Source organism: Cyanobacteriota bacterium, from assembly GCA_025054735.1.
Lineage (GTDB): Bacteria > Cyanobacteriota > Cyanobacteriia > SKYG9 > SKYG9 > SKYG9.
Genome location: JANWZG010000260.1, coordinates 1 through 5,636, shown reverse-complemented (window position 1 = coordinate 5,636; position 5,636 = coordinate 1). Strand labels below are relative to the sequence as shown.

5 protein-coding genes are annotated in these 5,636 nt (G+C 51.1%); 4 read left to right on the top strand and 1 reads right to left on the bottom strand.

The window, feature by feature from the left end; translation table 11 throughout:
* The 3 genes from NZ772_12590 to NZ772_12580 all read left to right on the top strand — a co-directional run.
* The coding region (locus NZ772_12590) for a ribonuclease E (GenBank protein ID MCS6814388.1) at nucleotides 1-343 on the top strand (343 nt) is incomplete at its 5' end.
* A gap of 82 nt (nucleotides 344-425) precedes the next feature.
* Complete coding sequence (locus tag NZ772_12585; protein MCS6814387.1) at nucleotides 426-1,766, top strand: TldD/PmbA family protein; 1,341 nt, start codon at nucleotides 426-428, stop codon at nucleotides 1,764-1,766.
* Nucleotides 1,763-3,175 (top strand): cytochrome P450, encoded by a 1,413-nt coding sequence (locus NZ772_12580; protein MCS6814386.1) that lies wholly within the window; start codon nucleotides 1,763-1,765, stop codon nucleotides 3,173-3,175. The genes NZ772_12585 and NZ772_12580 overlap by 4 nt, the downstream gene beginning before the upstream one ends.
* On the opposite strand, the gene NZ772_12575 is transcribed toward NZ772_12580, so the two are convergent.
* Complete coding sequence (locus NZ772_12575) at nucleotides 3,135-3,917, bottom strand: ABC transporter ATP-binding protein (protein ID MCS6814385.1); 783 nt, start codon at nucleotides 3,915-3,917, stop codon at nucleotides 3,135-3,137. The genes NZ772_12580 and NZ772_12575 overlap by 41 nt on opposite strands.
* A 388-nt stretch (nucleotides 3,918-4,305) precedes the next feature.
* Here NZ772_12575 and NZ772_12570 point away from each other — a divergent pair.
* A partial coding sequence (locus NZ772_12570) for a YvcK family protein (GenBank protein ID MCS6814384.1) occupies nucleotides 4,306-5,636 on the top strand: 1,331 nt, incomplete at its 3' end.

Below are 5,636 nucleotides of genomic sequence, written 5' to 3'. Positions count from 1 at the left end.
ACCTGCGGAAGAGGCACCTGCTGCCAGTGAAGAACCCGCACCCATAGCCGAGGAAGCACCGGCCATGGAGGAACCCGCACCGGTAGCTGAAGCACCTGCTGCTAGCGAGGAACCCGCCACGGAGGCACCCGCACCGGTAGCTGAAGCACCTGCGGAAGAGGCACCCGTAGCCGAGGAAGTGCCCGCTGCGGAGGAACCTGCACTGGTAGCTGAAGCACCTGCAGAAGAGGCACCTGCTGCTAGCGAGGAACCTGCACCGGTAGCAGAGGGATCCCCGGAGACGCTTGTGTCTCAGGAAGAACCCGCGGCTGTAGCTGAAGCGTCGGCACCAGTTGAAGCCTGATTTAGGAAACTCTCAGTCACACGGCGGTTTTGGTGAAAATTCCGCATAATAGGGAAAGAATGTCACTCGCAACAGGACAACCATGTTGAACATTGATGACCTAGCAACGTCAGCCCATGACAGTGCCCAGAAACTTGGGATTAAAAAGTTCGATATCTATGGAGAAACTATTGATCGCAATAGTGTGCAAGTAGACATGGGTGAGCCTAAGCAGGTAAAAGCATCTAATCGATCGGCAGTGACTGTGAGGGTCTGGAACCAAGACGGCACCGTTGGCATTACGTCTACAACCGATGTTGATCCAATAGGTGTGCATCTAGCGCTACAGACTGCCCATGAGGCTAGTTTCTTTGGAGCAAAAGAACATGTACCTGATTTTAGCCCAGAGGCGACGGCACCTCTAGCATCAATACCTGAGCAAACTGCTCCCCAAGCACCTATTGCTGAACTAATCAGCACCTTGTTGTCGGCAGAACAGCAACTACTGGCTGCCCATCCTGCAATCAAGGGTGTACCCTACAACGGCTTATCTCAGACGGACTCTACTCGGTTTTATCTTAATAGTGAGGGATCTATTCGCCGTGAAAGCCATTCTTCTAGTTCTATCTATCTCTACAGCAAAACTGAGCAAGAGGGTAAAAAACCTCGCAGCGCAGGAGCCTATCGCGTGAGTCGGTCTTTAGAGGAGTTGGATGTTCAAGGATGCTTGCAAGAGACGGTGGAAAAAACCATTAGCCACCTCGACTACGAGAAAGTTCCCTCTGGTAAGTACCTTGTTGTCTTTTCTGCGGAAGCGTTTCTGAGCTTGTTGGGTGCTTTCTCTAACTTGTTCAATGCTCAAAACATTCTTGATCGCCAAAGTCTCTCTACTCCAGAATCACTAGGCACTGCGATCGCCTCGCCTCTGCTTTCTGTTTACGACAATGCCCTGCATCCTGCCAACGTTAGCAAGGACACCTTTGATGGTGAAGGCACGCCTACTCGACCAGTTGCTCTCATTGAGCGGGGTGTGTTGACTAGTTTTCTCCATAGTGCAGGCACGGCTAAGCGTCTGAATGCCCAGCCTACAGGACATGCCAATATGGGTGCTAAGGTCACTGTCAGTCCTCACTTCTATCATGTAGTAGGGGGTGCTGCTGCCGATGATCGCTATACCTTAGACACAGCCGACAATGTGATTTTCATCGACGACCTCCAAGCTCTTCATGCTGGGGTGCAGGCTTTAGAAGGTGCATTCTCACTGCCCTTTGATGGGTGGATATTGAGGCAAGGCGAAAAAACTAGCATTGACTCAGCCACAGTAGCTGGAGACTTTCGTGCCCTGTTGCAATCGATCGTTCATGTGGAACCCCAAGAACATCTAACGCCGGGTGGTGTTTCACCTCGCATCTGGGTCAGCGATCTGTCCATCACCTGCGAATGATTAATAGCTCTGCTATCTACCCCCAGCCGCCCATTACCCTACCACCTGGCCCTACACTGCCAGGGCCATTGCAAACCGCACGGATTATCCTGCAACCGATCGCTTTTCTAGAAGACTGTGCCCGTCGCTATGGTGATGTGTTCACCCTAAGGGTTTTGGGGATTAACTCACCACCCGTGGTATTTGTCAGCAATCCCCAGGGGATTCAGGCTATCTTCACTACCTTGGCGAATCGTTTGGCGCTGGGTAAAGTCACCTATGTGTTTCAGCCCTTGACGGGTAGCGAGTCCCTAATTATGCAAGATGGCAAGCGGCACCATCGGCAACGGCAATTGTTGATGCCTGCCTTACACGGTGAACAACTCCCTCACTATGCCGCCATGATCCAAGAAGTGACCCGCCATCACTTGGCTGCTTGGTCTTGTGGTGCTCCGGTCAATATCCGTCAGGCCATGGCTGACATTTCCCTAGATATCATCCTGCGAGTAGTGTTTGGCATGGCTCCAGGTCATCGCTATCACCAACTGAAACCCCGTCTACATCACCTGCTAGAGTATGTCACATCCCCTGTTTACTCTGTGCAGTTTTTCTTGCCACTCTTGCAGCGCAATTTGGGTCGTTGGAGTCCTTGGGGACGGTTTCAGCACTTGCTAGCAGAGATTGATGCCCTGATTTATGCTGAGATTCACGATCGGCGAGGGCAACCCCAACAACAAAGCCGAGTGCTAGATTTGCTGCTCACAGCCCGTGATGAGGCTGGCCAGCCAATGACTGATCAAGAACTGCGCGACCAGTTGATGACTCTGTTGCTGTTAGGCCATGAGACAACTGCTTCAGCCCTGACATGGGCACTGTATTGGATTCATAGCCAGCCCGACATTCGCAGCAACTTGATGGCTGAGTTAGCAACTGTGCAGGATGGCCATCCAATTGCCATTACCAACCTTCCTTACCTCAAAGCAGTCTGTGCTGAAACCCTGCGCGTTTATCCCATTGCCCTGATTGCCCAGCCACGGGTCGCCCAAACGCCGATTACATTGACTGATTATCACCTACCCTCTGGCACTGTGCTAGTGCCCTGCATTTACAATGCCCATCGTCGCTCAGATATCTTCCCGTGCCCAGAGGAATTTCAGCCCGATCGCTTCTTGAACCATAGGTTTTCGCCCTATGAGTATCTACCCTTTGGTGGCGGCAATCGCAGTTGCATTGGTATGGCCCTCTCTCTATTCGAGATGAAACTGGTGTTAGCAACCCTGATGTCAACCTACCAGATGGCGATCGCCCCGCCGTTAGATCAACCCCATCAGATTCGCGCCCAGCGTCGGGGCATTACTTTTGTTCCTGATAGTCGTTTCCAACTTCAGGTTATGTCGCAACTTGAATCGGACCGTGGACATCACCCCTGAGAAATTGCTGCACCATGGGATGATCGGTCTCTATCATTTCAGCATAGGTACCTTCCCATTGCACCTTACCTCTGTACAGTAAAACAATCCGATCAGAGGTGCGCTGAATGGTGCTGTGCTGGTGAGTAACAATCACGTAGGTGCTGCACCCACCAGCCGTACATTGCAACTGCCGGATCAGATCCTCAATCACTGTTGATGCTATAGGATCCAAGCCTGCTGTTGGCTCGTCGTAGAGGAGCACTTCTGGGGTATCTTTAGGATTTTCTGGGTTAGCGATAATGGCACGGGCAAAACTGACGCGCTTGCGCATACCACCAGACAATTCCGCTGGGTAACGATCAGCAATATTGGGTAATCCCACCATTTCTAATTTTTCCTGCACCAGTGCCCGAATCTTTTCATGGGGCAGTCGCGATCGCTGATACAACAAAAATCCTACATTTTCCTCTACAGTTAGTGAGTCAAACAATGCTGCTTGCTGAAAAACTAGACCAATGCCGATCGGATCCTCAGCATCCTCAATTAGCCCTTGGCGACGTTGCCCCTGGATGTAGATCTCACCCTCATCAGGAGCAATCAGACCTGCAATCAGACGCAAAATGGTGGACTTGCCCGTTCCCGATGGGCCAATTATAGCTAGCGCCTCACCGGGATAAATGTCCAAATCGACCCTGTCTAGGATCACATTGTCTCCAAATGACTTACTCACGCCCCTTAGCTGAATTATCGGCTCACCCATAGCAATGTGCATTAAGATCCTGTCAGAGTTTCGGTTTGAATCATCTAGACACTAGCAAACCCATGGGACAAAAATTTATCCGGGCCATGGCCTCACCTATCTACACGTTATATTGTGCATCTTAGATAATTGTGCATCTTAGAACTAAGAGCCACTGGTTTATCAACCTCCCCTCTAATGTACTGTGTATCTCGTAGATTCAGGTGGCATTCACCCTACTCAGAAGACAGGTGCAATTAATGTTACAGGAGGAAAATTCAAGGATAGGGTTTTACGTTATTTATCCTTAATTGTATTGGCTCCAATCTGCTGGAAATCAGTCCGTTCCTATGTATGTATGTAGTCGTGACTTCTCTGCACCCTGCCTAGGTGCTACCCAAGAGGTACTATGTCAAATAGTTTATTCAAGCAAGCACTGTCTACACTTTCCCAAGAAACCCGTCGAGTGTCCCGTTGGATGACCCCCTCCCCCAAAACTGCCTCTCTGGTTATGGATCACTCTCCTCGGTGGGTGAAGTGGCTAACGCCGGGGCTGTTTGTTAAGCGTTGGCTGCTGCTAAGTGTGGGGGGTGTGTTTTTAACCATGCTAGGAATTGCTATCTGGGCAAACCTGTCGCCGATTTACTACACCATACGGTTTATTCGCGATGTGTTGCGGATGGTAACGCAGGTGGTTCCCAGTCAAATCAGTGGCCCTATTGTGATTGTTGTTGGCATCTTGTTGGTGCTGTGGGGCCAGACTCGAACGTTAGGATCCATCACAGAAGTATTAATGCCCGATGGTGATGATGAGCTGGTGGATAGGTTGTTAACTCATCGACGCTTACACCGAGGTCCCAAGATTGTCGCGATCGGCGGTGGCACGGGGCTATCGACCCTATTGCGAGGCTTGAAGGAATACAGTGCTAACATCACCGCGATCGTCACTGTTGCTGATGATGGTGGCTCGTCGGGTCGGTTGCGCCGTGAGATTGGGGTGCTGCCACCGGGTGACATTCGCAACTGTCTGGCCGCCTTGGCAGACGAAGAAAAACTAGTTACTGAGCTATTTCAATATCGCTTTCAAGCAGGGGATGGGTTAGTTGGGCATAGTTTTGGCAATTTGTTCTTGACAGCCATGACAGAGGTGACCGGTGATCTCGAACGGGCGATCGCGGCTAGCTCTGAGGTATTGGCTGTGCGTGGACGAGTGTTGCCAGCCACCATCAGCGATGTGCGCCTGTGGGCAGAGTTGCAGGATGGTCGGGTGATTGAGGGAGAATCAAACATTACGGCTGCTAAGGGCAAGATTTGCAAAATCGGCTGTTATCCCCCTGAGCCACCTGCATTACCCACTGCCCTCGAAGCCATTCATGCAGCAGACTATATTGTGATTGGCCCTGGAAGTCTGTATACCAGTGTGATCCCCAACTTGCTGGTACCGGAAATCACTAGAGCGATCGCGGCTCGCACGGATATCCCCCGCATTTATGTCTGCAATATTATGACCGAGCCAGGCGAAACTGATGGCTACACTGTCGCTGATCACATTCATGCTATTGATCGCGCCTGTGGACAAGTGCTGTTTAATGCTGTGCTCGTGCAACGCCATCCACCGTCAGCAGCTACTCTTGCCTACTATGCTCGCAGTGGTGCCCATCCAGTTATGCTTGACCGCGATCGTGTGCAGCAACTTGGTCGTCGGATTGTGCTAGCCAATGTCATGCAAGAAAATGAAAC

Coding starts and splice junctions, on each gene's coding strand:
- NZ772_12575 (MCS6814385.1), bottom strand. CDS start 3,917: ATGGGTGAGCCGATAATTCAGCTAAGGGGCGTGAGTAAGTCATTTGGA.
- NZ772_12580 (MCS6814386.1), top strand. CDS start 1,763: ATGATTAATAGCTCTGCTATCTACCCCCAGCCGCCCATTACCCTACCA.
- NZ772_12585 (MCS6814387.1), top strand. CDS start 426: ATGTTGAACATTGATGACCTAGCAACGTCAGCCCATGACAGTGCCCAG.